This is a genomic window from Burkholderia sp. A2 (assembly GCF_001729305.1).
GTDB classification, from domain to species: domain Bacteria; phylum Pseudomonadota; class Gammaproteobacteria; order Burkholderiales; family Burkholderiaceae; genus Burkholderia; species Burkholderia sola.
The window spans coordinates 2,445-3,856 of sequence record NZ_LZXX01000121.1; the positions used below are offsets into that span (position 1 = coordinate 2,445).

Genomic DNA, 1,412 nt, shown 5'->3' on the forward strand with positions numbered 1-1,412 from the left:
GATCGCGGCGATCTGCCACGCGGCGCAACTGCTCGCGGCCGCCGACGTGATCCGCGGCAAACGCATTTCGGCGTACCCGGCCTGCGCGCCGGAGGTGAAGCTCGCGGGCGGCGAGTACGCGGACATCCCGGTCGACGCGGCCGTAACCGACGCGCCGTTCGTCACCGCGCCCGCCTGGCCCGCGCATCCGGCCTGGCTCGCGCAGTTTCTCGCACTGCTCGGCACGCGCATCGAGCTGTAAATCTGCGCCCAATCAGGGTGAAATGAAGCGATGGCCGGCGGCGCTGACACGCCGCCCGGCCGTGCGTATCAACGCGCGACCGGCGTCGACCCGACGTCCGCGATCCGCGATTCCAGCATCGCGAGCGCGCCCGACAGCGCATTCAGCACGTCGTCCGGCAGCTGCGCCATCGTCTGTTCGAGAAACGCCTTGCGGCGCGGCAGGCACGCGTCGAACGCCGCGCGGCCTGCGTCCGTCAGCGTGACATTGGTCACGCGGTTGTCGCGCGCGTCCGATTCGCGCTCGATCCAGCCGAGCGCGTCGAGCGACTTCAACTGGCGCGTGAGCGCGCCCGGATCGATGCGCAGCACTTCGACGAGCTTCTTCTGCGACGCATGCCCGTCCATCGTGTGCAGCGCGACCATGATGCGCCAGCGCGGCATCGGCTGCCCGACGTGCGCCTCGAACGCGGTCATGAACGCGCGATACGTGCGTCCGAATTGCTGCAAGATCGCGACGCGGTCCTGTTCTTCCATGCGCTGATTTCGTTCCGGTGAATCGTTGAGTCGGCGAATCGCTCGCCCGATCGGTCAATCGGCCGCGACGTGCGGTTCGATCTTGCGCCGCAGCGCGATCGGCGGCACGCGACGGCACTGCCACACCGACACCACGGCGACGACCGCCGCCATCGCGACGCCCAGGTGAATCGCGCCGACCAGCGATTCGCGGGCCGCTTCCAGCAGCAGCGCGCCATTATGCCCGGCACGCGTCAACTCCGCGACGAGACCGCCCTGCGCCGCGCGATCGATCAGGATCTGCGGATCGGCGAGCCGCGCGTGCCACTGCATCGCCTGGTCGGCCGACAGCGCATTGCGCACGCCGCTCGAATACATCTGATTGACGAGCGTGCCCGTCAGCNNCAGCGCGGTCGCGATGCCGAGGTGCTCGCGGCCGGCCGTCTGCTGCGCGAACACGGTGAGGTTCGGCAGCACGAAGCCGAGCCCGATGCCGCCCGCGACCATCAGCGCCATCAGCATCCAAGTCGGCGTCGCGTGGGTCGACACGACGATGCCCGCGCACGCGATGGCGAACAGCACGAAGCCGACGTGCAGCATCGTGTTCGGGTTGCGAATGCGCGTGATGACGCGACCGTTCATGATGCTGCCGATCGTGATGAACACGACGAGCGGCG

General features: G+C 68.9%; 2 protein-coding genes and 2 pseudogenes. 1 reads left to right on the forward strand and 3 read right to left on the reverse strand.

What is annotated here, in order from left to right; translation table 11 throughout:
• Positions 1-241 (forward strand): DJ-1/PfpI family protein (locus A9Z05_RS38095; protein WP_256122107.1); only part of this gene is annotated, 241 nt, incomplete at its 5' end.
• Between the two features lie 68 nt (positions 242-309).
• Here the strand turns inward: A9Z05_RS38095 and A9Z05_RS27530 are convergent.
• From A9Z05_RS27530 to A9Z05_RS38105, 3 genes and pseudogenes are all read right to left on the reverse strand, one after another.
• Complete coding sequence (locus A9Z05_RS27530; RefSeq protein WP_069620876.1) at positions 310-756, reverse strand: MarR family winged helix-turn-helix transcriptional regulator; 447 nt, start codon at positions 754-756, stop codon at positions 310-312.
• A gap of 54 nt (positions 757-810) precedes the next feature.
• Positions 811-1,138 (reverse strand): annotated as a pseudogene (locus A9Z05_RS38100) (MFS transporter); the annotation flags it as partial.
• A gap of 2 nt (positions 1,139-1,140) precedes the next feature.
• Positions 1,141-1,412: pseudogene (locus A9Z05_RS38105) on the reverse strand (MFS transporter); the annotation flags it as partial.

Excerpts from the sequence above, each read along its gene's own strand:
- A9Z05_RS27530 (WP_069620876.1), bottom strand. The coding sequence starts at position 756 with ATGGAAGAACAGGACCGCGTCGCGATCTTGCAGCAATTCGGACGCACG.